The organism is Luteimonas kalidii (genome assembly GCF_029887935.1).
Lineage (GTDB): Bacteria > Pseudomonadota > Gammaproteobacteria > Xanthomonadales > Xanthomonadaceae > Luteimonas > Luteimonas kalidii.
This window is the reverse complement of sequence record NZ_JARXRO010000016.1, coordinates 66,964-91,010: the sequence shown is the minus strand read 5'-3', so window position 1 is coordinate 91,010 and position 24,047 is coordinate 66,964. Positions and strand designations below refer to the sequence as shown.

The following is a 24,047-nucleotide window of genomic DNA, read 5'->3' as shown; positions in this document are numbered from 1 at the left end:
GCCGTCCGTCCCGGCCCTCGGCGCGTGCTTCGGGCCGGCGACGTCGCGCTGATCAGCGTCGGTTGCGGCGCGCCTGGCGCGTGTATTCCTCCGCGTCGATCGTCTCCACCGAGTGCACCGCGCAACTGGCGTTGCGGGCGCGCACCGAACTGCCCTCGGGACACAGCTGATTGTCCTGCCCGGCGGTCTCGATGCGGATCGCCGAGCTGCGCGCGATGGCGTCGCAGTGGCTGCGGAAACCGACTCGGTAGTGCGCGTCGCCGTCCTTGAGCAACATCTGCTGGTTGCCGGACACGCGCGTGCCCTGGTGTTGCGGGGAGAGGGTCACGCAGCTGGTGATGGGATCCGCTTCCTTGGCCTGCGCCGACGTCGGGGGCGCGGACAGCAGCAATGCAGCGACGGTGGCGGCGAGTGTGGCGGTGATGGTGTTCATGGCGATGTCCTCGTGTCGTGGGGTCTGGACCACGAAGGCAGGCTACGCATCGCCGATGCGCGACGAATCTGCCTGAAGTGACCGTGACGTGCGTCAGACGCTCGCGCCAGACGCGGCAAGGTCCATGCAGCCGTGCGCATGCCGGTGCGCGTCAGCGTCGGTAACGTCCGGGTCGGGGTGCGACAGTCCAGGATGCGCATCCGCCTGGTGTGCCGTTCCGGATGCAACCGTTCTTCCTTCGCGCGCATCGCAGGTCCGCGGGACTCGTGTCCCCGACCAATGACACATGCGCGGCATCGATGCGGGTGCGAGGCTGCGCGGGCACTGGGCTGGCGCTGCCGACCCGGATCCGGAAGAACAGCGGCATGCAGGACGACTCCCCTTTCCCGCCCATGCGGACTCTCCAGTTCGACCGTCTGCGGCCGGGCGCGTGATCGCCGCGCCCGCCCCCTGGCTTCGCGTGCTCGAATGCGAGGTCGACACCACCCGCCGCATGGTCGCGCGGGCGGACGGCGGGTCGCTGCGCATCACGATCAAGGCGATGCAGGTGCTGCTGGCGCTCGCCGAGCGGCGCGGCACCGTGGTGTCACGCGAGGCCCTGCTCGAACGCGTCTGGCCCGACACCATGCCGACCGACGACGTGGTGACACAGGCGGTCGCGCAACTGCGCAAGGCCTTCGGTGACGACCGCGACGCGCCGCGCTACATCGAAACCATCGCCAAGGCCGGCTACCGGCTGCTGCCGGACGTCGAATGGCGACACGACAGTCCGGTCGACGCGTCGGCACCGGTGGCCCCGTCATCCCCACCGCCACCATCTACATCGCTGGCGCCATCCGGGTCTGGATCCGCGCCCGCGGACGGCGATCACGCGGCGTCGTCGCCACCCCCGGTACCCGCGGACGCCCTTGCGGGTCCCGCCTCCGCCTCGCGACCGGCGCGGTCATCGTCCCCGGTTCCCTGGCTGTTGCTGGGACTGGCGTTCGCGCTGCTGGCCGCGCTGCCGTTCCTGCTCGCGCGCCGACCGGTGGCGGGCCCCATGCCCGCTGCGGTCGCGGAGGCGCCTGCGGGCGGCATGGCGCAGGTCTCGTACCGTGCCATCACCTCCACGCCCGGCCAGGAACGGATGCCGGCGTTGTCGCCCGACGGCACCCGGGTCGCGTTCACCCAGGGCGGCGAGGAGGGCGAGGGCGGAATCCTGATGCTGCAGGAAGTGGGCGCGGTCGCGACCCGCGTGCTCGTGCCGCCGGCATCGGGACATTCCGACGTCATGCCGGCGTGGTCGCCCGATGGCGGGCGCATCGCCTTCGTGCGCGTGTCCTCGCGCGACTGCGCGATCATGCTGGTCCCCGCGAGCGGCGGCCAGGCGGTGCAGGCGGCGCCGTGCCTGCGCGGCGCGTACTCGCTGTACGACTGGACCCCGGACGGCACCGCGCTGGTGATGGGCGGGATGCGCGCCGACGGCGAATCGAGCGCGCCGCTGCAGCGGCTGGACCTGGGCACCGGTCGCTGGCAGGCGATGGACTACGGGATCGCCGACGGCGACGTGGACCTGGTGCCACGGCATTCTCCGGACGGTCGCTGGCTCGCGTTCCGGCGCAACATCTCGCTCGCCGACCTGTGGCTGATGCCGGCCACGGGCGGCGCGCCACGCCGGCTGACCACGCTGCGCGGCGACATCCGTGGCTGGGACTGGCTGCCCGACGGCAGTGGACTCGTTTTCAGCCACGTCACCAGCGAGGCCAGCCTGTACGTGTACCGGCTCGCGGACGGCAGCATCCACCCGCTGCCGGCGCTGCCGACCGGCAACGCGGTGCATCCCGACCTGGCCGCGCGCGCTTGGCAGATGGTGTTCGAGATCGACCAGTCGCGCAGCGGGGTGTTCCGAGTACGCCTCGACGGCACCGGCGAGGACACGGTGCCCGAACCGGTGTTCGCCTCCAGCGGCGTGGACATGCTGCCTGCGATCTCGCCCGACGGGCGGACGCTGGCCTTCGTGTCCGACCGCACGCTGTCGGTCCAGCTGTGGCTCGGCGACGTCGACCGGCCGGCGGCGTTGCGCGCGGTCGACGGCCTGCGCCCCGTGCCGCGGCATCCGCCGGCCTGGTCGCTGGAGGGGCGCACGTTGCTGGTGCTCGGCAAGACCGGTGCAGGCGATCGCGTCTTCGAGGTCGAGGCCGCCAGCGGGCGGGTCCGGGCGCTGGAGATCCCCGGCGCCAGTCCGGTGTTCGCCGCCTATGGCGCGCAGCCGGGGCAGCTGCTGGTGGGCGTGGACGGTGGCCAGGGGCGGATCCGGCTGGTGCTGTATGCGCGCGAGGGCTGGCGCGAGCTGGCCTCGGTGGATGATGTCGCCGTGGCGCGCTACGACCCGGTCGGTGGGCAGGTCTACTTCACGCGTCCGTCCCGGGTCGGACTGTGGCGCGCCGGGCCCATGCTCGCGGACGTGGCGCTGGTCTCGGACGCGGCGCCGGCGCCGCAACATTACCGCCACTGGGGCGTGTCCGGTGGCCGGGTCTACTACAGCGGTCCGGCCGGCGGGTGCGCGACGACGTGGCAACCGTTGCTCGACGCGCCCGCGGAGGCGCGATGCCTCGCGCGCGACGGTCTGGCGATCGCGGGCTCGCCGAGCGTCGATGCCGCCGGCCGCTGGCTGTATCTCGGCCTGCCGATGGCGCAGAACATCGACATCGGATGGAGCGCACTGCCGCGCGGCCTGGCGCAGGGACCGGACTGAGTCCCACCCTGCCGGAAGTCATGTGGAGAGGCGTGCGGACACGGCGTGAACCATGACTTTCGGATGCATCGCGGCGCAATCTCGGCAAAATTTCGGCATTCGTTCCTGAGTTTCGGACCCGGACGCGTCAAACAGAAGGCCAGATTTCCACACGGGAGACGGCCATGCAGGGATACACGGTCTGGAGCGATCGCGGCGGTTCGATCGAGCTTCGGACGCGCGCAGAGGACGAGGAGTCGCCGGCATTGCTGCTGCTCAGCCGCGGCGGCAGTGCGCAGGTGTCGGTGCCCGCCGCCACCGTCTGGCTCGTGCTGCGCGGAAGTGCCGAGGTGGAGTGCCGCGAGGGGCGCTTCGCGCTCGCCCAGGGCCAGTGGCTGTCGCTCGAGCGCGATGCGCGGCCGAGCGTCTACGCCGGCGGCGGCGCGATGGTGGTCGGGATCGCGATGACGGCGGACATGCAGGCGCAACTGCACCAGTCGGCGCAGGTGGTGCTGTTCCCGGGGCTCGGCACGGCCACGCGCGGGGCCAGGGTCGATGCGCTGCGGCAGTGGCGCCGCTGCACGCGTTTCGCGCGCAACGAGATCCGCGCGGGCGAGGTGGACCGCCACCGGCTCGGCCAGGTCCTGCGCCTGCTGGCGGCGCAGCAGCAGGCCTTCCGCGGCCTGGTCGATCGCTGCCCGGGGCGTTCGCTGCGCCGCAAGCGCCAGGTGTTCAGCCGCATGCAGCGCGCCTGGCTGCATCTGGAAGGCCACCTCGACCGTCCGGTGCGCATCACCGAACTGGCCGGCCTGAGCAACGTCTCGGTCTGGTATTTCACCAAGACCTTCCACGCCCTCTACGGCGAGGGCCCGCAGGCGGCGTCGGCGCGACTGCGGCTCGCGCATGCGGCGCGTCTGCTGCGCGGCACGCGGCTGTCGGTGAGCGAGGTCGGCGTGGCCAGCGGATTCGAGAACAACTGCAGCTTCTCGCGCGCGTTCCGTGCCCAGCACGGCATGCCGCCTTCGCTGTACCGGCTGGGCAATGGCGGACGGACAAGCGACGCAAACCCTTCCGACATGGGTCGCCAAGCGAACGCGGGGTGGGCTCCGTAACGTCACGGGTGCGTTTAACGCACCCATAACGATTACTTTGGAGAGACCCATGACATTTGCCTTCCGGCTGCCGGGTTGCCGGCTTGCGGCACTGGCGATCGGCATCGTCAGCGCATTGCCGGCGCTGCCCGCCTTCGCCCAGGACGCCCCCGACGCCGACACCCAGACCCTCGACCGCATCCAGGTCACCGGCTCGCGCATCTCGCGCGCCGACATCGAAGGCGCCGTGCCGGTGACGGTGATCGACCGCGCCACCATCGACGCCAGCGGCAAGACCTCGGTGTCCGACCTGCTGCGCGACACCACGTTCGCCTCGTTCGGCAACTTCCGCCCGCAGTCGGGCAGTTCCGCGCAGGCGGTGTCCGACGTCGACCTGCGCGGCATCGGCTCCGACCGCACCCTGGTGCTGATCGACGGCCGCCGCGCGCCGTATGCGCCGTCCACCGGCACCAGCGCCGACCTCAACACCATCCCGCTGGCCGCGGTGGAACGCATCGAGATCCTGTCCGACGGCGCCTCGGCGCTGTACGGGTCGGATGCGATCGGCGGCGTGGTCAACATCATCCTGCGCAAGGACTACGACGGCGCCGAGCTGCGCTACGGCCGCGGCTCGCCGAAGGTCGACGGCGGCGATACCGAGGAGGCCTCGGTGGTGTTCGGTACCTCGTCCGACCGCGGCAGCCTGCTGCTGGGCGCGTCGATGAACTCGCGCGACATGGTGTTCACCCGGTCCCAGATCGGCGGCGACGTGCGCGGCGGCTCGATCTACGGCAACAACTTCTACTTCGAGAGCGAGACCGATCCGGGCGAGGAGGGCGCGGCGGGTGGCGCGCTGCCGGGCTACGCCTGCGACGATCCCAATTTCTGGCGCAACGGCGCCAACTGCGTGTTCGACTTCAACGCCGTGGCCGCGAACGAGGCCTCGGTCAAGAACAAGTCGTTGTTCGCGCGCGGCACCTGGCAGATCAACCAGGACTGGTCGATCTACAGCTCCGCCAGCTACAGCGCCGCCGACAGCTTCGGCCGCTACGCGCCCACGCCGGGCGTGCTGTTCGTCGCCGAGGGCACGCCGAACGATCCGGTGCCGGGCGACGGCCTGGGCGCGTTCGTCTACCACCGCTATGCCGCCGCCGGAAACCGCGACAATTTCGTCGACAACAACGTGCTCGACTTCAACCTCGGGTTCCAGTGGCAGGCGACCGACCGCCTGTTCGTCGACTTCGGCCTGCGCCGAAGCGATGCCACCTTCAAGGAGACCGGGCGCGGCTACATCGTCACCCCGCTGGCCGAGGCGGCCGCGGCGAACGGTTCGTACAACCTGTTCGACCCGTTCGGCAATTCCGAAGAGGTGATCAAGGGCTTCACCGCCACCATCGGCCGCGACGGCCACTACGACATCGAGGAGCTGTACGCCAACGCCACACTCGATCTGTTCGAGATGGGCGGCGGCACCTCGGTGCTCGCCTTCGGCGCCGAATACCGCGACGAGGACTACGCCGACATCTACGACTCGCTGTCGGAGGCGGGCGTGGTCGCAGGGTCCTCGGGCAACTCCTCCGCCGGCCAGCGCGAGGTGTACGCGGCCTATGCCGAATGGCTGTTCCCGGTGGTGGACAGCTTCGACTTCACCCTGGCCGCGCGCTACGACCGCTACAGCGACTACGGCAGCGACCTCTCGCCCAAGGTCTCGGTGCGCTGGCAGCCGCTGGAGAACCTGACCTTCCGCGCCTCTGCAGGCGAGGGCTTCCGCGCACCGCCGCTGACCTACATCTACTCCGAGCGCGCGTTCTCGGCCGAACAGGTTCAGGACTACCGCACCTGCCTGTCGATCGGCTTCACCTCGGCCCAGTGCGGCGGCGACGCCAACGGCGACAACATTGCCGACGGCCCCGAGGACGAGGACGTGGTGTCGTACCAGATCGACAGCTATTCCAGCGGCAACCTCGACCTGGAGTCGGAAAGCTCGCGCCAGTACAGCATCGGCATGGCCTGGGACGCGACCGACTGGCTCAACCTCACCCTCGACTACTACAGCGTGGAGATCGAGGACCGCATCCGCCTGATCGAATACCAGGAACTGGTGAACTTCGACAACGCCGGTGCGCCGCTGCCGCCGGGCACCTCGGTCCTGCGCCGCAGCAACGGCTCGGTGAGCGAGATCAACACCGCCTACGCCAACGAGGGCGACCTGGAGACCAGCGGCATCGACGCCAACCTGCGCACCCGGTTCGATTTCGACGCCGCCGGGCGGCTGGAAACGTGGCTGCAGGTCTCGCGCGTGCTGGACTTCACGGTCACCGACGGCGACACGGTCAAGGATCGCCTGGGCTGGGTCACCTCGCCCGACACCCGCGCCAGCCTGCGCAACACCTGGTCGCTGGGCGGGCTCACCGCCAACTGGAACGTCAACTACATCGGCGACCAGGAGAATCCGGGCACGGTGCCGGCGTTCGGGTTCCTGGCGGGCGGCGCCAACACCCGCATCGGCAGCTACACCACCCACGACCTGTCGGCGAGCTACGAGATGCCGTGGAGCGCCACGGTGACGCTCGGCGTGAACAACGCGGGCGACAAGTACCCCGAGCTGGTGGGCTACGACAACCGCCCGTGGAATTTCTACCTGTACGACGCCTACGGCCGAACGGTGTACTTCCGCTACGCGCAGAAGTTCTGAGCGACCCGTGGACCGGCGGAGGGTGGGCCAGGCCCGCCCTCCGCCATCGGCTCCTGCGCGCGGGGATCCGCGCATCAGGAGGCCGGGCAATGCGCCGTGCGACGGATCACCGGCCCTGAATGGAGGGTGCAGGTGCCTGGACGCCCGCGGAGAAGGCGGGAACGCGGCGGGTGCGGCGCGGTCCAAGCCGGAAGCACATCGCGTGGCATGGCCGCCAAGCTATCCGCTCGTAAGTTCATGAATGGAAAGGATGTTCCAGGACAGCCTGACCACGGGTGTGCGGACCGCCCGCTGTTCCATCAGCGCAACGCTGGGGAACTTTCCGACCGCTTAGCAGTCATATGACCCGACTGCTAGACTCCCCACATGAAGACCCCCATGACCCAAGCCCTCGTTGCCAACAACCTGCCGGTTCCCGCCTTTTCCGGGCTGACTCCGCTCGGTTCGCTGGAGGCCTACATCGGCGCGGTCCACCAGATTCCGGTGCTCTCGGTCGACGACGAGCAGGCGCTGGCGCGCCGCTTCCGCGACGAAGAGGACCTCGACGCCGCGCGCGAGTTGGTGCATTCGCACCTGCGTTTCGTCGTGCACGTCGCCCGCGGCTACAGCGGCTACGGCCTGCAGCTCGGCGACCTGATCCAGGAAGGCAACATCGGCCTGATGAAGGCGGTCAAGCGCTTCGATCCCGACATCGGCGTGCGCCTGGTGAGTTTCGCGGTGCACTGGATCCGTGCCGAGATGCACGAGTTCATCCTCAAGAACTGGCGCATCGTCAAGGTCGCCACCACCAAGGCGCAGCGCAAGCTGTTCTTCAACCTGCGCAAGAGCAAGACCCGCCTGGGCTGGTTGAACGCGGCGGAAGTGAGCGCGGTGGCGAAGGACCTCAACGTGTCCGAGCGCGAGGTGCTGGAGATGGAGTCGCGCCTGTCGGGCCGCGACATCGGCTTCGACGCGCCGTCCGACGAGGACGACGACCACGCGCCGCCGGCGCCGTCGGCGTACCTGATCGCGCACGACGAGGATCCCGCGCAGGCCTACGAGCGCAGCGACAGCGCCGACAACCGGCTCGAACTCCTGCGGGAAGGCATGGCGCGGCTGGACGTGCGTTCGCGCGACATCATCAAGCGTCGCTGGCTGGACCCGGAGGCCAAGGTGACGCTGCAGGATCTGGCCGACGAGTACGGCGTGTCCGCCGAGCGCATCCGCCAGGTCGAGGCCAACGCGCTGAAGAAGATGAAGGCGCTGTTCGCGGCCTGATCGTCATCCGGCGAAGCACAGGAAAAGCCCGGCTCCGGCCGGGCTTTTTCCGTTTCCGGCGGCCGCGCGATTATCCTGCACGACCCCGCCACCGGCTCCGCGGTCGATGACAGTCTGGGTGATCCTGTATTGGGTCGGCGCCGTGCAGGCGGCGATGCTCGCAGCCGCGCTGTGGCGAAGCCGGACGAACGCGCACGCCAACCGCGTGCTGTCGGGCTGGCTGGGCATCATCGCGCTGGATCTCGCCGTCAAGGCCGGGTACATGGGATCCGCGGCGTCCGTCCTGGCCGATGCGTACCGGATCGCGCGCCTGCTGCCGCTGCTCTATGCGCCGATGTTCTTCGTCTACGTGCGCGTGCTGACGGCCGGACAGCCACCGCGCTGGCGCGACCTTGGCCATGCTGCCTGGTTCGGGCTCGCACTGGCATGGGCGGGCGTCCGCTGGCTCGACGGCGCGCCGCTGTCCCCGGACGGCTCGTGGGACGCGGCCTGGTTCGATCCCCTGCTGTACCTGGTGGCGTTCGCCTACCTGGCGGCGGCGCTGCGCAGCGTTGGCCTGTATCGCCGCCGCCTGAAGACGCATCGCTCCGACGCCGACAGGCTGTCGCTGCGCTGGCTCACGGCGATGGCGGCAGGGCAGTTCCTGATCTGGGGCATCGCGCTGCTGCAGTGGCTGGTGGACCTGCCGTACCTGGACTACTACCTGATCTACGCCGCGGTCGCGGCCTGGGTCTGCGTGATCGGCTGGTTCAGCCTGTCCCAGCCGCCGGTGACGACGACCGGGGAGATCGACCCGCTGCCTGATCCGCCGCCGATCGCATCGCCGGGCGGCGATGGGCTCGCCGGCGACGCGCGCGTCGAGGATGTCGAGGCGCGGCTGTCGGAACTGATGTCGTGCGAGCGCCTGTACCGCGAGCCCGCGCTGACGATCGCCCAGCTCGCGCGGCGCAGCGGCTATCCCGAATACCTGGTCTCGGCGGTGATCAACCGCCGCCTGGGCGGCAACTTCTGGGAGTACGTGAACCGCCATCGGATCGAGGCGGTCCGCACCTGCCTGTCGGATCCCGATGAATCGCGCACGATCCTCGAGATCGCCTACGACGCCGGATTCACCTCCAAGTCCACGTTCAACACCGCGTTCAAGCGGCTGGTTGGCGAGACTCCCAGCGCCTACCGGCGTCGCCATGCAGGGCAGGCGTCCGCTCCGTCGGGGCCGCCGCGTGCCGGCGACGCGACAGGGCCAGCCAGCCCGCACACACGGCCAGATTGAACAGCCAGCTCGCCCAGGCCACGGTGACGTAGACGGGCATGAACGGCCATTCCATCACGCCGGTGCCCACGCCCAGCATCACCCGGAGCGTGATCGCGCCCGTGGTCAGGGCGATGCTGTAGGCCATCCAGGCGCGATGGCGCGGGATGTCGCGGAGGATTGCCAGCCGGACGGCATTCGCGGTGATGCCGAGCCAGAGCAGCGCGAGCACCGAAAATCCCGCGCGGCTGATCCAGCCGCCCTGTGCGTGCTGGGCCATGGACAGGCCGGAGAGGCCACCGATCAGGATCGCCACCGCCGAGAGCCAGCCGCAAGCGCGGTGGAGGGCCGGCCACCGCCGGCGGATGCCCTCGCTCAGCTGGACCGGCACCAGCAGCAGCGCGAGCCCCGCGCCGAAGAAGTGCGCCGGCACGTCCCAGCCGGACACGGCGAACCGTGCAGCGAACGGATCGCCCGGGCGCTCGGGCATGAACAGAAAGGCGAATGCGTAGGCGGCGACGAGGACGCACGCCAGCGAGAACAGGGCCTGGGTCGATCGCACCAGCAGGGTCGTGGCTTGCAGCCGCATGCGCTTGCTCCATCGGGTCGGGATGGAAGCAGCATCGGCAGCGCACGCGCCGCAGTCGTCGCAGCCGGCCGGACCGGACGCCCGGGAGGTTCGATCCGGCGGATTCGCACGTGCGCGTCAGGCCGGGAGGCGGATCCCGGCGGCCGTCACCACTTGAACAGCACCAGGCTGATCGCCAGCGCGGCCATGCCGGTGACCAGGCCATAGACCGTCTCGTGGCCCTTGGCGTAGCGCTTGGCCGCGGGCAGCAGTTCGTCCAGCGCCAGGAACACCATCACCCCGGCGATGAAGCCGAACACCCCGCCGAACACCGCGTCCGACAGGTACGGCCGCAGCAGCCCGTAGCCGATGATCGCGCCGATCGGCTCGGCCAGGCCGGACAGCAGGCAGGCGAGGAAGGCGTAGAGCTTGTTGTTGGTGGCGAAGTACACCGGCACCGCGATCGCGATGCCCTCGGGGATGTTGTGGATCGCGATCGCGAACGCCAGCGGCATGCCGACGGCGGGATCCTCGAGGGTGGCGAAGAACGTCGCCAGGCCTTCCGGGAAGTTGTGCGCGGTGATCGCGATCGCGGTCAGCAGGCCGACGCGCTTGACGTACTCGCGGTTGTGCTCGCGGAAATACGGATCGTCCACCTCGAGCCGTTCGTGCGGGTTCGGCACCAGCCGATCGATGGTGACGATCAGCAGCACGCCGGCGAGGAACGACAGCGTGCCCCAGGTGAATCCCAGGCGGTCGCCGTAGGCCAGCGTGTACGAGGCGACCGACTTGTTGAGGATCTCGGCGAGCGACACGTACACCATCGCCCCGCCGGCGAATGCCAGGCCGAACGCCAGCAGCCGCGCATTGGGCTTCTTCGAAGCGAAAACGAGCAGGCTGCCCAGTCCCGTCGCCAGTCCCGCACCGGTGGTCACCGCCAGTGCGATCAGCAGGTTCTGCAGCGGGATCTCGGTCATGCGCGCGGCGTTCCGGGGGACGCGCCATCCTAGCCGAAGCCGGGCGTACGCATGCATGCGCGCTCACGCATGGCGATCGTTACTGTGTATCGGAACGATCGTCGCCGCCGAGGATGATCCGCGCGGCGCGCTGGTGGGTCCAGTACGCCACCGACCAGTTGAGCAGCACCACGCTGCGGTTGCGGAAGCCGATCAGGAAGAACAGGTGGGCGACCAGCCAGAACCACCACGCGAGCATGCCCGAGAACCGCCAGGCGCCGAGGTCGACCACCGCGGCCATGCGCCCGATGGTGGCGAGGTTGCCGAAGTCGCGGTAGCGGAACGGCGCGCCCTCGCCCGGCTGCCCGCGGATGCGCGCGCGGATCATGCGTGCGACGTGGCGCCCCATCTGCTTGGCGGCCGGCGCCACGCCGGGAACGGGCCGGCCGTCGGCGCGGTCGATCGCCGCCAGGTCGCCGGCGACGAACACCTCCGGATGCCCGGGGACGGACAGGTCCGGCCGCACCCGCACGCGTCCGGCGCGGTCCAGCGGCGCGTCCAGGCACCGGCCCAGCGGCGAGGCGGATACGCCCGCGGCCCAGACGATGGTCCTGGCGCGCACGAAGGTGCCGTCGCGGCGGAAGCCCTCGCCGGTGATCTCGTCCACCGCGGCGCCGGTCTGGACCTCGACGCCGAGCTTCTCGAGCTGGAGGCGCGCCTTGTCGGACAGATCCTCGGGGAACGAGGACAGCACCCGCGGACCGGCCTCTATCAGGCGGACGCGCGCACGCGCCGGATCGATGTTGCGGAACTCGCCGCCCAGCGTGTGGCGCGCGATCTCCGCCAGCGTTCCCGCCAGTTCCACACCCGTCGGGCCGCCGCCGATGATGGCGAAACTGAGCCAGGCATCGCGGTCATCCGGGTCGGTCGCCGCCTCGGCGCGCTCGAACGCAAGCAGCAGCTTGCGGCGCAGGTCGAGTGCGTCGTCGAGCGTCTTGAGCCCCGGCGCGTGCGCGGCCCATTCGTCGTGGCCGAAGTAGGCATGGCCGGCGCCGCTGGCGAGCAGCAGGTAGTCGTAGCGCAGGCGGCGGGGGCCGTCGGCGTGGTCGAGTTCGATCTCGCGCGCATCGGCATGCACGCGCGAGACGGTCGCCATCTGCACCACGACGTTGTGCTGCCGGCGCAGGATCTGGCGCAACGGCGCGGCGATGTCGGGGGCGGACAGTCCGGCCGTCGCCACCTGGTAGAGCAGCGGCTGGAACAGGTGATGGTTGCCGCGGTCGACCAGGGTGATGCGCACGGGCGCGCGCCTGAGCGCACGCGCCGCCCACAATCCGGCGAAACCGCCGCCGACGATCACGACATGAGGGAGGATGGGCGCCATGCGGGACATTGTTGCAGACGTACGGTCACAAGCCGATGCGGAATGCCGCGGTAGTGCCGGAATGCGGGAATGGATGGTGTGACAGGAGGCGGGCGTTCGCGCCGGCACGATCCGGCCGAAGCACCGCACGAGCCGCCGCAACGAGCCGGGCGCTGGCGGCCGGGGATCGCGGACAGCAGAACATGGATGTTCTGCGCGCGAGTCAGGGCAGGATGCCCTGACCGAGCGGGGAGCGGTGCCCGGTCGACAGGGAGGCGACCTCACGGGCCACGTGCCAGCTGCCACCTCGAGTGGTGGCCAGTGGATTCTTCATTCTGGTCGAAGTGACTGCAGAATGTATGGCGCGCCGACGCGTCCGTCCGTGTTTCCCGAAGCGCGACGGCCNGGCCGGACAGCCCGGCCGTCGCCCGTCGCATTGCGGCTCAGCCGAGCTTGGCCGCCAGCTGGGTTTCCAGCTTGCGCTGGTCGGCGGCGAAGTTGCGGATGCCCTGCGCCAGCTTCTCGGTCGCCATCGGGTCTTCGTTGTGCTGCCAGCGGAACGCGGCTTCGTCGAGTGCGGCCGGCTTGTCGCCGCGTTCGCCGCTGTCGACCAGCGCGCGCTCGACGGTCGCGTCTGATTCTTCCAGCGCGCCGAGCAGGTCGGGCGAGATGGTCAGGCGGTCGCAGCCGGCCAGCGCCAGCACTTCGCCGGTGTTGCGGAAGCTCGCGCCCATCACCACGGTGTCGTAGCCGTGGCGCTTGTAGTACTCCCAGATGCGGGTGACGGACTGCACGCCGGGGTCGTCCTGCGGCGTGGCCGGCTTGTCCATGCCGTTGGCCAGGTGCCAGTCGAGGATGCGGCCGACGAAGGGCGAGATCAGGAACACGCCGGCCTCGGCGCAGGCCACCGCCTGCGCGAACGAGAACAGCAGGGTGAGGTTGCAGTGGATGCCCTCGCGCTCGAGCCGTTCGGCGGCGCGGATGCCTTCCCAGGTGGACGCGATCTTGATCAGCAGGCGGTCGCGGCCGACGCCGGCCTGGTCGTACAGCTCGACCAGGTGGTGCGCCTTGGCGATGGTGGCCTCGGTGTCGAAGCTCAGGCGCGCGTCGACCTCGGTCGAGACGCGGCCGGGGATCAGCTTGAGGATCTCGCCGCCGATCGCCACCGACAGCCGGTCGCCGGCATCGGCCACCTTGGACTCGCCGCTGCCCGACGCCCGGCCCAGGGCCTCGTCCAGATGCGTGGCGTAGGCCGGCAGCGATGCGGCCTTGAGCAGCAGCGAGGGGTTGGTGGTGGCGTCCATCGGCTTGAAGCGGGCGATGGCCTCGATGTCGCCGGTGTCGGCGACCACGGTGGACAGGGCGCGGAGCTGTTCGAGCTGGGTCGGCATGTCGGGTTCGGGGGCTCGCTGTGGGGAGGCCCATTGTCTCGCATCCGCCGTGGCGCTGCCGTAACGGTTTCAGCACGTACCGTCGAGGCGCCGCCGGGAGGCGATGCCGCCACCGCACGCCGCCATGGCGTGGCCGGCGAAACCCGACGCGTGGCGTGCCCCGCACGGCGACTCCCGCGTCGCCATCGCCCGCGACGCGCTACCCTGCGCGCAACGCAATCCGGGGAAGGCACATGGCCGAAGGCGACAAGCGCATCGCGCTGCTGATCGATGCGGACAACGCGCCGGCATCGAAGATCGACGCGATCCTCAACGAGGTCGCGCGCCACGGCGTGGTCAACGTGCGCCGCGCCTACGGCAACTGGAAGAGCCAGAACCTGGCCGGCTGGGAGAAAGTGCTGCACGAATACGCGATCCGGCCGATCCAGCAGTTCAACTACTCCACCGGCAAGAACGCGTCCGACATGGCGATGGTGATCGACGCGATGGACCTGCTGTACGCGCGCAACCTGGACGGCTTCGCCATCGTCTCCAGCGACGCCGACTTCACCCCGCTGGTGATGCGGGTGCGCAACGACGGCTACGCGGTGTACGGCTTCGGCCAGAAGCAGACTCCGCTGCCGTTCGTGAAGGCCTGCTCGACCTTCCTGTTCCTGGAGAAGCTCGGCGAGGACGGCGATGTCTCCGGCGAACAGACGCGTCCCCGCACGTCGGGAGAACTGCGCGACGACCGCGCGCTGGCGCACCTGCTGCGCGGCGCGGTAGTCGCGGTGGCCGACGACGAGGGCTGGGCCAACCTGTCGGGCGTGGGCAGCCACCTCGGCAACCAGGGTTCGTTCGATCCGCGCAACTACGGCTACCGCAGCCTGAGCGCGCTGATCGACGCGGTGGGCCTGTTCGAGGTCCAGCGCGAGGGCCAGACCGTGCGCATCCGCGAGAAGCCCAAGGCGCGTTCCGGGCGCCCGCGCAAGCGCAGCGCCAAGGCGGCCAAGGCCGCGGATCAGTAGAGGTCGACCGGGTCCACGTCCAGCGACCAGCGCACCTTGCGCGCTTCGGGCAGGGCGTGGATCGCGGGCAGCGCGGCGTGCAGGGCCGCGTGCAGGGTACGGCGACCCTCCGCAGACAGCAGCAGCTGCGCCCGGTGCATGCCGGCGCGTCGCGGCATCGGCGCCGGCATCGGGCCGCTGAGCGCGGGCGCGGCATCGTCGCCGGACGACGGACCGCGCACGGTCTCGAACGCCATGCGCGCGGCCTGCAGGAACGCCAGCGGCGGTCCGGCATGTTTGGCTTCCGCGCGCAGCAGCGCCAGGTGCGCGAACGGCGGGAAGCCGGCCGCCTCGCGCTGGGCCAGTTCCTCCGCTGCGAAGGCGTGGTAGCCGCCGTCGATCAGCGTGGCCAGCAGCGGATGGTCGGGATGGTGGGTCTGCAGCAGCACCTGCCCGGGCCGCTGCGCCCGGCCGGCGCGCCCGGCGACCTGGATCAGCAGCTGCGCCAGCTTCTCGTGGGCGCGGAAGTCGGCCGAATGCAGGCCCTCGTCGATGCCGACCACGCAGACCAGGGTGAGCCCGGGCAGGTCGTGGCCCTTGGCCAGCATCTGGGTGCCGATCAGGATCCCGGGCTGCGCGCCCAGTTCGCCGAGCAGGCGCTGCATCGCGTCGCGGCGCTGGGTGCTGCCGCGATCGATGCGCAGCACCGGCACGCCGTCGAACCGCGCCGCCAGCACTTCCTCGATCCGTTCGGTGCCCACGCCCTGCGGCTGCAGGGCGAGGCTGGCGCAGTCCGGGCACGCCGGTGGCGACGGCCGGCGATGGCCGCAGTGGTGGCACTGCAGGCGGCGGCCGTGCGCGTGCACCGTCATCGGCCGCCCCACCTCGGGCGTGCCGCAGCGCGGGCACTGCGCGCTCCAGCCGCAGTCGTGGCACAGCAGCACCGGCGCATAGCCGCGGCGGTTGCGGAACACCAGCACCTGGCCGCCGTCGGCCAGCGCGGCGCCGATCGCCTCGAGCATCTGCGCCGACAGGCCCGCGTCCAGCGGCCGTTTGCGCACATCGACCACGCGCACCTCCGGCGGGCGTGCAGCGCCGGCACGGTGCGACAGGCGCAGGTAGCGGTAGCGGCCCGAGGTGGCGTTGTGCAGCGTCTCCAGCGAGGGGGTCGCGCTGCCCAGCACCACCGGCACGCCCAGCGCCTTGCCGCGCACCAGGGCGAAGTCGCGGGCGTGGTAGCGGATGCCGTCCTGCTGCTTGTAGCTGCCGTCGTGTTCCTCGTCGACCACGATCAGGCCGGCCTCGGGCAGCGGGGCGAACACCGCAGAGCGGGTGCCGACCACCACCCGTGCCTCGCCGCGCCAGGCCGCGGCCCACGTGCGCGCCCGCTCGCCGTCGTTGAGCCCGGAGTGGGTGGCGTGCACGGGCACCCCCAGGCGCGCGCGGAAGCGCTGCAGCAACTGCGGCGTGAGTCCGATCTCGGGCACCAGCACCAGCACCTGGCGGCCGCGTGCGAGGCAGTCGGCGATCGCGTGCAGGTAGACCTCGGTCTTGCCGCTGCCGGTCACCCCGTCGAGCAGCATCGGGGCGAAGCCATCTTCCGCGGCGATCGCATCGATCGCGGCCTGCTGTTCGTCGTTGGGCGCCGGCCCGGGCTGTGGCGCCGGGGCGAGTTCCGACGCCGGCACCGCGATCCGGTCCACGAAGCCGCGCCGCTGCAACGCACGCGCGGCCAGGCGCCAGCCCGCCATGAGTGCGTCGAGGGCGTCCTCGTCGCGCGCGCCGTCGCGCAGCAGTTCCGCCAGCCGTCGCGGGCGCGAGCCTGCGCGCAGGCCGGTGAACCCGGTGGCTCCGGCCTCTTCCAGCCGCCAGGCCCAGGAATGGGTGTCGGGCAGCGGCTCGCCGCGACGCAGGGCCGCGGGCAGGGCGGTCGCGAGCACCTCGCCCAGTGGCGCGTGGGTGTAGCGCGCCAGCCAGTGGAGCGATTCGAGCAGTTCGCCGTGCAGCAGTGGCGCCTGGTCGAGACGGGCGAGGATCGCGCGCAGCTCGGGTGCAGCCGGGTCGGAAGCGCCGGTGGCCGCCACCACGCCCACCAGCTCGCGCGGCCCGAAGGGCACCCGCACCCGGCGCCCGACGTCGCCGGCGCCCGCGCCCTCGGCGGCATAGTCGAACAGCCGCGGCAGCGGCAGCGGCAGGGCAACCTGGAGGATCGGATCGGCGGGCTCGGGCACCGCGGAAGTCTATCGACGTTGCGTGCGCCCGCCGCGTGCGGACTTGCGCGCCGGACCTGCGCGGACCTGCGACCTTCCCGCCGCAAGTGCGTGGCGGACAAGGATTTTCCCCTTATCCACAATTTGTGTGGATAACCCTGTGTACGAGCGCATCCGTAGCGTGTTTTTGGCCCCGGGGGACGTGTGAAAGGGTGACTTGGCTAAAAAAACGCCAATCGCCCAATTCCATTGAAAATCAGTGGTTTATGCGTGAAACAAACCCTTCACAATCGTCAACGCGGCTCCACGGCCCCCACGTATGACGGTTCCGCGACGCATGTGCACAACGTCGGGGCGCAAACGCCGCGCTGGATCAGGCAGTGAGACGTCCGTCAAGCCCCCGGGCGTGTCGGGCACGGCCGTATCATGGCCGCAGCGGGCCGCCCCCGGGCCCGGCAACGATGACGTGTCGCCTTGAACGATCCCTCCGCGGCCAACGCCGCCCTGACCGCCTTCCTGCGCGGCGTCGAACGCCGCGGCGCGGTGTTCGCCGAGTGGCAGGGCGGCGACCCCGAAGCCGGTGATGCGGCCTTGGCGTCGACCCTGCGGGGGTTCCGCGACCAGGCGGGCGGGACCGCGTTCGCCGAGTGGCCGCGCCGGTTCTGGGCGATGCTGCTGGCGGCGCCGCAGCTGCGCCAGGCGGTGCCGAAGGGCGCCGGCACCGCACCGGCGGCTGTCGCCACGCTCGGCGTGGGGCCGCGGGCCGCGCTGCTGCTGCGGCTGGTCGCCGGGCTGGCGGAAGCCGAGGCGGCAGCCGTGCTCGGCATTGCGCGCCCCACCTATCGCCTGGCCCTCCAGCGCGCCCTCCCGCACCGCGGGGACGGCAGCCCCGACCCCGAGGCCTGGCGAGCCCTGTCCGCGGCCGCGCAGCAGGCCGTGCGTGCGCTGCCGCAGGAGCGGCTGGAAACGATCGAGATGCTGCGCGACGGCCTGCGTCCCCGGCCGCCCGTACGTCAGCGGCCCGCACCGCGGGACGGTGCGCGGCGTCGGGCGGGCTGGGTGTGGCCGGCGACCGTCGTCGTGCTGGTCCTGGTCGCGTCCGCGCTGGGGGCGACCTGGTGGGGCCCCTGGCTGCCCGGGCAGGTCCCGCCGGGCGCGGCCGGAATCCAGGTCGAGCCGCTGCCGCCCGTCGAGCCGCCGGCCGCGCGTTTCGACCCCGCTGACGCGCTGGCCAGCCATCGCGACCTCGACCTGCTGCTGGCCCAGGCCACCGGCGCATTCGCAGACGACGCCGATCCCGCCTTCGATGCCTGGCTGGTGACGGTGCTGGAAGCGGGCGAGGGCGACGAGGAATCGGGTGCCACCGGCGGAGAGCCTGTCGATGCGCGCCCCTGACGGCTGCGCATGCCTGTCCGCGCTGCTGGCGCTGGTGCTGGCGGCGGCCGCGCAGGCGCAGCCCGCGACGGGTGCCGGGCCCCAGCGGATCGCGGCGCTGTCGCCAGCCGATCGCGCCGCCCTGGAGCGCCGCGCCGAGGCGTGGGAGGCGCTGCCCGAGCCGATGCGGCGCGAGCGTCGGGAGACCTGGCTGGCCTGGCGCGCCCTGCCTGCGGACGAGCGCGCCCGCATGCACGCCGCGCGCGAGGCCTGGCTCGCCCTGCCGGTGGCCGAACAGCAGGCGCTGCGTGCGCGCTTCGACGCGCTGGACGCCGGCCTGCGCCGTGGCTGGTTGCTCGGTCCGGTGCTCGGCGCCGACTGGCCGCAGCTGCATGCATTGTTCGCGCAGGTCGGTCCGGACGAACGCGACGCGCTGCTCGACGCGCTGCGCGCGCTGCCGCCGCAGGCACGCGCGGACCTCGGTGTGCTGGCGCAGCGCACCCCGCCGCAGGAGCGCGCCGCGCTGCGCGAAGCGCTCATGGCGCAACCGCCGGCCCAGCGCGGCGCATGGCTGCGGCGGCGCGTCTCGCCCTGAGCGGCCTGCAGCGGGCATCGGCACCGGCCGCGGCCCGCCGAGCGGCAGGTCGGCGCCCTCAGCCGAAGGCGCGCAGCACCCGGCGGGACGCGCGGACCCGGTCGCCGAAGGACTCCGCGGCTTCCGCGCGCATCCGCGCCGCGTGCTCGAGCAGGTAGGCGTCCAGGGCCGCCGCGTCGGGCAGGCGGTAGTGCACGCACATCAGCAGGTGGGTGGCGTCCGGCGGGTTCTCGACGATCTCGTACATGTCGGCGCCCAGGAAGCCGGGCAGGGCGAGGATCCGCTGCACGTGGCCCGGCAGCCACGCCAGGAAGTCCTCGGCGATCGCCCGGTCGACCCGCGCCGTCACTTCGTACAGCACCATCGCGCCACCTCCGTCGGTCACAGCCACACCACGCTTGCGATCGTGGTGAACGCCGCGCCGAAACTGAGCAGGATCGAATAGGACAGGCCGATCACGCCGTACTTGAGCAGGGTCATGATCCAGCCCTGGCGGTAGACGCGCTTCTGCATCAGCAGCAGGTAGATCGGCATCCAGGTCCACAGCGCCGCCTCGACCAGCTTGAACACGATGCCGATCCCGCCGCCCTGCGGCGCCAGCCAGCGTTCCAGCGCCATCGCCACGAACACCAGCAGCAGCGCCAGGCACAGGAAGGCGTGGCTGTGCAGCGCCACGATCAGGTGCTCCATGTACAGCCGGCGCTTGAACACGTAGGCGATCTTGAGCATCAGCGCGAACAGCGGCAGCAGCACGAACAGCGTCGAGGGCACCGCGCCCAGCAGCGAATCCTTGAGCAGGTCCGGGTCTTCCTGCAGGCGCTGCACGTTCTTCTCGGCGCGCCCGATCTGGCGGTTGAGCCAGTCGTTGGCGAACCTCGGCAACCACGGCACGACCACCGGGTTGGTCGACGCGTCCCAGTCCTCGGGGCCGAAACTCAACCGGTTCAGCCGCGGCACGGGCGGCGGGCCGCCGGTCTCCTCCGCGGTACGGAACGCGGCGATCCGGTTGTCGGCCTGCGCACGGATCGCGGTCTCGGCGGCCTGCAGCGCGGCATCGGCGGTGCGCAGGCCGGTGACGGTGCCGATATCGGGAATGCGCGAATCGTCCTCGGCGGTGGCGATCTTCGGGGCCAGCTCCGCGCGCTCCGCGGCGAGTTCGGCCAGCGCCCGGTCGCGCGCCTGCTCCACCTCGGCGACGCTGCGCGCGGTCTCGATCGCGCTGTCGCCGCCGAGCTGCACCGGATTCTCGTTGCCGAAGCTGATCACCAGCTTGCCGATGAAGAAGGTGACGATGGCGAGGAAGAAGAACAGCCGGAACGGGCTGACGTAGCGGATACGCCGCCCGGCGAAGTACTCCAGCGACAGGTAGCCCGGCCGCACCAGCAGCGGCCAGAGCGTGCGCGGCGTGCGCGAGTCCCACTCGAACACGCTGTCGAGCACGTCGCCCACCAGGCTGGAGAAGTGCCGCACCAGCCCCTTTACCGGCTGCCCGCAGGCGTAGCAGTGTTCGCCCAGCAGCGGTGTGCCGCAGTTGGCGCAGTCGCCGTGGCTGGCCGTGGCCGGCAGGGTGGAGTCGGTCGGGGTGGTCATCGGCGCTCGGCGGGAAGGCTGGGGTGCGGTGACGCGGGCACGTGACTAAAATACCGGTCGCCGCCGACCCGGCGCCAGCGCGCGACATCCGATCGCTGCCGGCCGCAGTCGCGCTGGATTCCGTTCCCATGTCCCCGCCCGCCCCCCCGGCGCGCTTCCGCGGCGAAGTGCGCACCACCGCCGTGCTGGCCGCCCCGCTGGTCGGCGGCCACCTGGCCACCGGCCTGATCGGCTTCGTCGACAACGTGATCGCCGGCCGCCACGGCACCAATACCCTGGCCGGGGTCGCGGTCGGCACGGCGCTGTTCTGGCTGCCGATGATGGTGCCGATGGGCACGCTGATGGCGCTGCCGCCGTCCGTGTCCCAGCTCGACGGCGCCGGCCGGCGGGGCGAGATCGGGCCGCTGTTCCGGCAGGCGCTGTGGCTGGCGCTGGCGCTGGGCGCGCTGCTGTTCGTGCTGCTCACGCTGGCGGTGCATGCGCTGGCGCCGATGGGCATCGCGCCGGAGGTGCGCCCGACCGCGGCCGCGTTCCTGCATGGCATCCGCTGGGGCATCCCGGCGCTGACGCTGTATTTCTGCCTGCGCTACCTGTGCGACGGCCTGCACTGGACGTTGCCGACGCTGGCGTTCGGCTTCGGCGGGCTGCTGGTGCTGCTGCCGCTGGGCTACGCGCTCACCTTCGGTGCGTTCGGGCTGCGCGAACGCGGCGCGGGCGGGCTCGGGCTGGCCTCGGCGATCATGATGTGGCTGCAGGTACTGGGCTTCGTGCTGTACCTGGCGCGTGCGCGGCGGTTCGCGCCGCTGCGGCTGTTCGAGCGCTTCGATCCACCGGACTGGCGGCAGATCGCCTCGCTGCTGCGTACCGGGCTGCCGATCGGGGTGACGGTGGCGATGGAAGGCGGGCTGTTCATCGTCACCGCGCTGCTGATCGGGCGCATCGGCGAACTCGAGGTGGCGGCGCACCAGATCGCGATCAACGTCGCCAGCCTGTGCTTCATGATCCCGTTCGGGTTGGCCGAGGCGACCACGGTGCGGGTCGGCCATGCGGTCGGCGCCGGGCGCGGCTCGCGCGGGGTGCGTCGCGCGGCGCTGGCGGGCCTGGTGCTTGTACTGGCGACGCAGGCGCTGTCCGCGTCGGTGCTGCTGGGCGCGAACGAGGCGATCGCGGCGATCTACACCCGCGACCTGGCGGCGGCGTCGCTGGCCGGTTCGCTGCTGCTGCTCGCGGCGGCGTTCCAGATTCCCGACGGCATCCAGGTGCTGTCGGCCGGCGCGCTGCGCGGCCTGAAGGACACCCGGGTGCCGATGTTCATCGCCGCGTTCGCCTACTGGGGCGTGGGCATGCCGCTGGGGGCGGGGCTCGGGCTCGGCCTGGGGTGGGGGCCGCGCGGGATGTGGCTGGGGCTGATCGCGGGGCTCTCGGTGGCGGCCGTCCTGATGGGCCTGCGGTTCGCACGCAGCAGCCGACCCGCGGCGCTGCCGGCGGTGCCACCGGTGCAGGTGACCAACGGGGCATGAAATCGACGGGGCCGGCGGTTACTCTGGTCCCCTGGTACAGGAGCATTCGTCCACATGAGTCAGGCTTCCACGCGCGGCCCGGTGCTGCGCGCCATCGTCGGTGTCTGGGACGGCATGAACTTCGTCCGCCGGCTGGTCTTCAATCTGCTGTTCTTCTTCCTGTTGCTGCTGGTGCTGATCGCACTGGTGGGCGGCCGCCAGGGCGTGGCCCCGGTGGAGGCGCGCTCGACCCTGGTGATCGCGCCCGAGGCGCAGCTGGTGGAGCAGTACACGACCGATCCGGTGAGCCGCTCGCTGCAGGCCAGCTTCGGCCAGGGGCCTGCGGAAGTGCAGCTGCGCGACCTGCTGGGCGTGCTGGAGGCGGCGAAGGACGATGCGAACATCGAGCGCGTGCTGCTGCGCGTGGACCGGATGGCGTTCTCCGGTTTCGCCTCGCTGCGCGAACTGGGCGAGGCGATCGTCGCCCTGCGTGAATCGGGCAAGCAGGTGGTGGCGTTCGGCGAGCGCTTCACCCAGGGCCAGTACCTGCTGGCCGCGCATGCCGACGAGATCTATCTCGATCCGCAGGGCGAAGTGATGCTGCTGGGCCTGAGCGGCTATCGCCAGTTCTACCGCGAAGGGCTCGAGGACAAGCTCGGCATCGACATGCACCTGTTCAAGGTGGGCGAGTACAAGTCCGCGGCCGAACCGTTCATCCGCGACGACGCCTCGCCCGAATCCAAGGAAGCCGACCTGTTCTGGCGCGGCGACGTGTGGCAGCGCTACCTGGCCGACGTGGCCCGCCTGCGCAAGACCACGCCGGCGCAGCTGGCCGCGGGCATCGACACCCTGCCCGAGGGCATCGCCGCCGTCGCCGGCGACACCGCGCGCTACGCGATCGGGCAGAAGCTGGTCGACGGCCTCAAGACGCAGGAAGAGGTCGAGACCCTGCTGGCCGAACGCGGCGTGGCCGACGAGGACGCCGAGGGCGGCTTCCGCCAGGTCGGCTTCTTCGACTACCTGCGCCACGTCGACGGCCCCGCGCGCGCGGCCGACCCGCGCCCGCAGGTGGCGGTGGTGGTGGCCGAGGGCGAGATCGTCGAAGGGCGCCAGCCGCCGGGCATGATCGGCGGCGAATCCACCGCCGCGCTGCTGCGCGAGGCGCGCGAGGACGAGGACATCAAGGCCGTGGTGCTGCGGGTGAACTCGCCCGGCGGCTCGGCGTTCGCCTCGGAAGTGATCCGGCGCGAGATCCTCGGCCTGAAGGCGGCGGAGAAGCCGGTGGTGGTGTCGTTCGGCGACGTCGCCGCGTCCGGCGGCTACTGGATCAGCATGGACGGCGACCGCATCTACGCCGACCCGTCCACCGTCACCGGCTCGATCGGCATCTTCGGCCTGGTGCCCACGTTCCCGCGCGCGCTTGAGAAGATCGGCGTGCACACCGACGGCGTCGCCACCACCCGCATGGCCGGCGCGTTCGACCTCAGCCGGCCGCTGGCGCCGGAAGTGGGGCAGGTGATCCAGTCGTACATCGACAAGGGCTATCGGGACTTCATCACCCGCGTCGCCGCGGGCCGCGACAGCACGCCCGAGCAGATCGACGCCGTCGCGCGCGGTCGCGTCTGGACCGGCACCCAGGCGAAGGAGCGTGGTCTGGTCGACGAATTCGGCGGACTGCGCGCGGCGATCGCCGATGCCGCCACGCGCGCGCGCCTGGGCGAGCCCGGCGACTGGCGCGTGCGCTACGTGGAGCGTGGGGCGACGCCGTTCGAGCGCTGGTTCACCGGCTTGCTGCAGGGTCGCCTGGGCCAGGCCTGGCTGCGCGAGTCCGACCTCGCCCGGACCCTGCTCGCGCGCGCCGCGCCGCAGGCCGAGCGCGACCTGAAGGTGCTCGAGCGGGTGCTGCAGGTGCGCGACGGCGCGCCGGTGAAGGTGCTGGCGCACTGCTTCTGCGGGTTGTGAGCGCGCGCGCCAGACTTCGACACTGACCGCGGCACGGGTGCCCGGCGATCGCGGCGTGCGCGACGCCACCCCGGTACGGGCGGCGGGGGGGCTCCCTCGCCGTACCGCGGATCAA

The 24,047-nt window shown here is 71.3% G+C and carries 17 protein-coding genes and 1 pseudogene; 10 read left to right on the top strand and 8 right to left on the bottom strand.

Annotated elements, in window-relative coordinates; translation table 11 throughout:
• Positions 1–52: 52 nt before the first annotated feature.
• The gene (locus QFW81_RS10230; RefSeq protein ID WP_280578675.1) at positions 53–433 is read right to left on the bottom strand and encodes a hypothetical protein; all 381 of its coding nucleotides are present in this window, start codon (positions 431–433) and stop codon (positions 53–55) included.
• 430 nt (positions 434–863) lie between these two features.
• Here QFW81_RS10230 and QFW81_RS10225 point away from each other — a divergent pair, with 430 nt between their 5' ends.
• The 5 genes from QFW81_RS10225 to QFW81_RS10205 all read left to right on the top strand — a co-directional run bounded on the left by QFW81_RS10225 (position 864) and on the right by QFW81_RS10205 (position 9,459).
• Complete coding sequence (locus tag QFW81_RS10225; protein WP_280578674.1) at positions 864–3,167, top strand: winged helix-turn-helix domain-containing protein; 2,304 nt, start codon at positions 864–866, stop codon at positions 3,165–3,167.
• Between the two features lie 164 nt (positions 3,168–3,331).
• Positions 3,332–4,258 (top strand): helix-turn-helix domain-containing protein, encoded by a 927-nt coding sequence (locus QFW81_RS10220; protein ID WP_280578673.1) that lies wholly within the window; start codon positions 3,332–3,334, stop codon positions 4,256–4,258.
• A gap of 49 nt (positions 4,259–4,307) precedes the next feature.
• Positions 4,308–6,932 (top strand): TonB-dependent receptor plug domain-containing protein, encoded by a 2,625-nt coding sequence (locus QFW81_RS10215; protein WP_280578672.1) that lies wholly within the window; start codon positions 4,308–4,310, stop codon positions 6,930–6,932.
• A gap of 378 nt (positions 6,933–7,310) precedes the next feature.
• Positions 7,311–8,189 (top strand): RNA polymerase sigma factor RpoH, encoded by an 879-nt coding sequence (gene rpoH / locus QFW81_RS10210; RefSeq protein WP_280578671.1) that lies wholly within the window; start codon positions 7,311–7,313, stop codon positions 8,187–8,189.
• A gap of 106 nt (positions 8,190–8,295) precedes the next feature.
• The gene (locus QFW81_RS10205; RefSeq protein WP_280578670.1) at positions 8,296–9,459 is read left to right on the top strand and encodes a helix-turn-helix domain-containing protein; all 1,164 of its coding nucleotides are present in this window, start codon (positions 8,296–8,298) and stop codon (positions 9,457–9,459) included.
• A 43-nt stretch (positions 9,460–9,502) separates the two neighbouring features.
• Here QFW81_RS10205 and QFW81_RS10200 read toward each other — a convergent pair.
• From QFW81_RS10200 to tal, 4 genes and pseudogenes are all read right to left on the bottom strand, one after another.
• Positions 9,503–9,928 (bottom strand): annotated as a pseudogene (locus QFW81_RS10200) (DUF2306 domain-containing protein); the annotation flags it as partial.
• A gap of 245 nt (positions 9,929–10,173) precedes the next feature.
• Positions 10,174–10,983 (bottom strand): zinc transporter ZupT, encoded by an 810-nt coding sequence (gene zupT, locus QFW81_RS10195; protein ID WP_280578669.1) that lies wholly within the window; start codon positions 10,981–10,983, stop codon positions 10,174–10,176.
• A 79-nt stretch (positions 10,984–11,062) separates the two neighbouring features.
• Positions 11,063–12,346: an NAD(P)/FAD-dependent oxidoreductase gene (locus QFW81_RS10190; protein ID WP_425604012.1), complete on the bottom strand. Its 1,284-nt coding sequence runs from the start codon at positions 12,344–12,346 to the stop codon at positions 11,063–11,065.
• A gap of 422 nt (positions 12,347–12,768) precedes the next feature.
• The gene (gene tal, locus QFW81_RS10185) at positions 12,769–13,716 is read right to left on the bottom strand and encodes a transaldolase (RefSeq protein ID WP_280578667.1); all 948 of its coding nucleotides are present in this window, start codon (positions 13,714–13,716) and stop codon (positions 12,769–12,771) included.
• Between the two features lie 233 nt (positions 13,717–13,949).
• Between tal and QFW81_RS10180 the strand changes: the two genes are divergently transcribed.
• Positions 13,950–14,723: an NYN domain-containing protein gene (locus tag QFW81_RS10180; RefSeq protein WP_280578666.1), complete on the top strand. Its 774-nt coding sequence runs from the start codon at positions 13,950–13,952 to the stop codon at positions 14,721–14,723.
• Here the strand turns inward: QFW81_RS10180 and QFW81_RS10175 are convergent.
• The gene (locus QFW81_RS10175) at positions 14,717–16,933 is read right to left on the bottom strand and encodes a primosomal protein N' (protein WP_280578665.1); all 2,217 of its coding nucleotides are present in this window, start codon (positions 16,931–16,933) and stop codon (positions 14,717–14,719) included. The two genes, QFW81_RS10180 and QFW81_RS10175, sit on opposite strands and share 7 nt — an antisense overlap.
• Positions 16,934–17,386: 453 nt before the next feature.
• Here QFW81_RS10175 and QFW81_RS10170 point away from each other — a divergent pair, with 453 nt between their 5' ends.
• Both QFW81_RS10170 and QFW81_RS10165 read left to right on the top strand, forming a co-directional pair.
• Positions 17,387–18,307 (top strand): hypothetical protein, encoded by a 921-nt coding sequence (locus tag QFW81_RS10170; RefSeq protein ID WP_280578664.1) that lies wholly within the window; start codon positions 17,387–17,389, stop codon positions 18,305–18,307.
• A complete protein-coding gene (locus tag QFW81_RS10165) occupies positions 18,294–18,881 on the top strand; it encodes a DUF3106 domain-containing protein (protein WP_280578663.1) in 588 nt (195 codons plus the stop codon). Before QFW81_RS10170 ends, QFW81_RS10165 begins: the two co-directional genes overlap by 14 nt.
• A 58-nt stretch (positions 18,882–18,939) precedes the next feature.
• On the opposite strand, the gene QFW81_RS10160 is transcribed toward QFW81_RS10165, so the two are convergent.
• Both QFW81_RS10160 and QFW81_RS10155 read right to left on the bottom strand, forming a co-directional pair.
• Positions 18,940–19,272 carry a DUF4286 family protein gene (locus QFW81_RS10160; RefSeq protein WP_280578662.1) on the bottom strand — a complete coding sequence of 111 codons (333 nt, stop codon included), beginning with the start codon at positions 19,270–19,272 and terminating at the stop codon, positions 18,940–18,942.
• A complete protein-coding gene (locus tag QFW81_RS10155; RefSeq protein ID WP_280578661.1) occupies positions 19,263–20,471 on the bottom strand; it encodes a DUF3667 domain-containing protein in 1,209 nt (402 codons plus the stop codon). Before QFW81_RS10155 ends, QFW81_RS10160 begins: the two co-directional genes overlap by 10 nt.
• Before the next feature lie 128 nt (positions 20,472–20,599).
• On the opposite strand from QFW81_RS10155, the gene QFW81_RS10150 reads away from it, so the two are divergent.
• Complete coding sequence (locus QFW81_RS10150; RefSeq protein WP_280578660.1) at positions 20,600–21,991, top strand: MATE family efflux transporter; 1,392 nt, start codon at positions 20,600–20,602, stop codon at positions 21,989–21,991.
• A 54-nt stretch (positions 21,992–22,045) separates the two neighbouring features.
• Positions 22,046–23,932 (top strand): signal peptide peptidase SppA, encoded by a 1,887-nt coding sequence (gene sppA / locus QFW81_RS10145; protein WP_280578659.1) that lies wholly within the window; start codon positions 22,046–22,048, stop codon positions 23,930–23,932.
• The last annotated feature ends 115 nt before the right edge of the window (positions 23,933–24,047 follow it).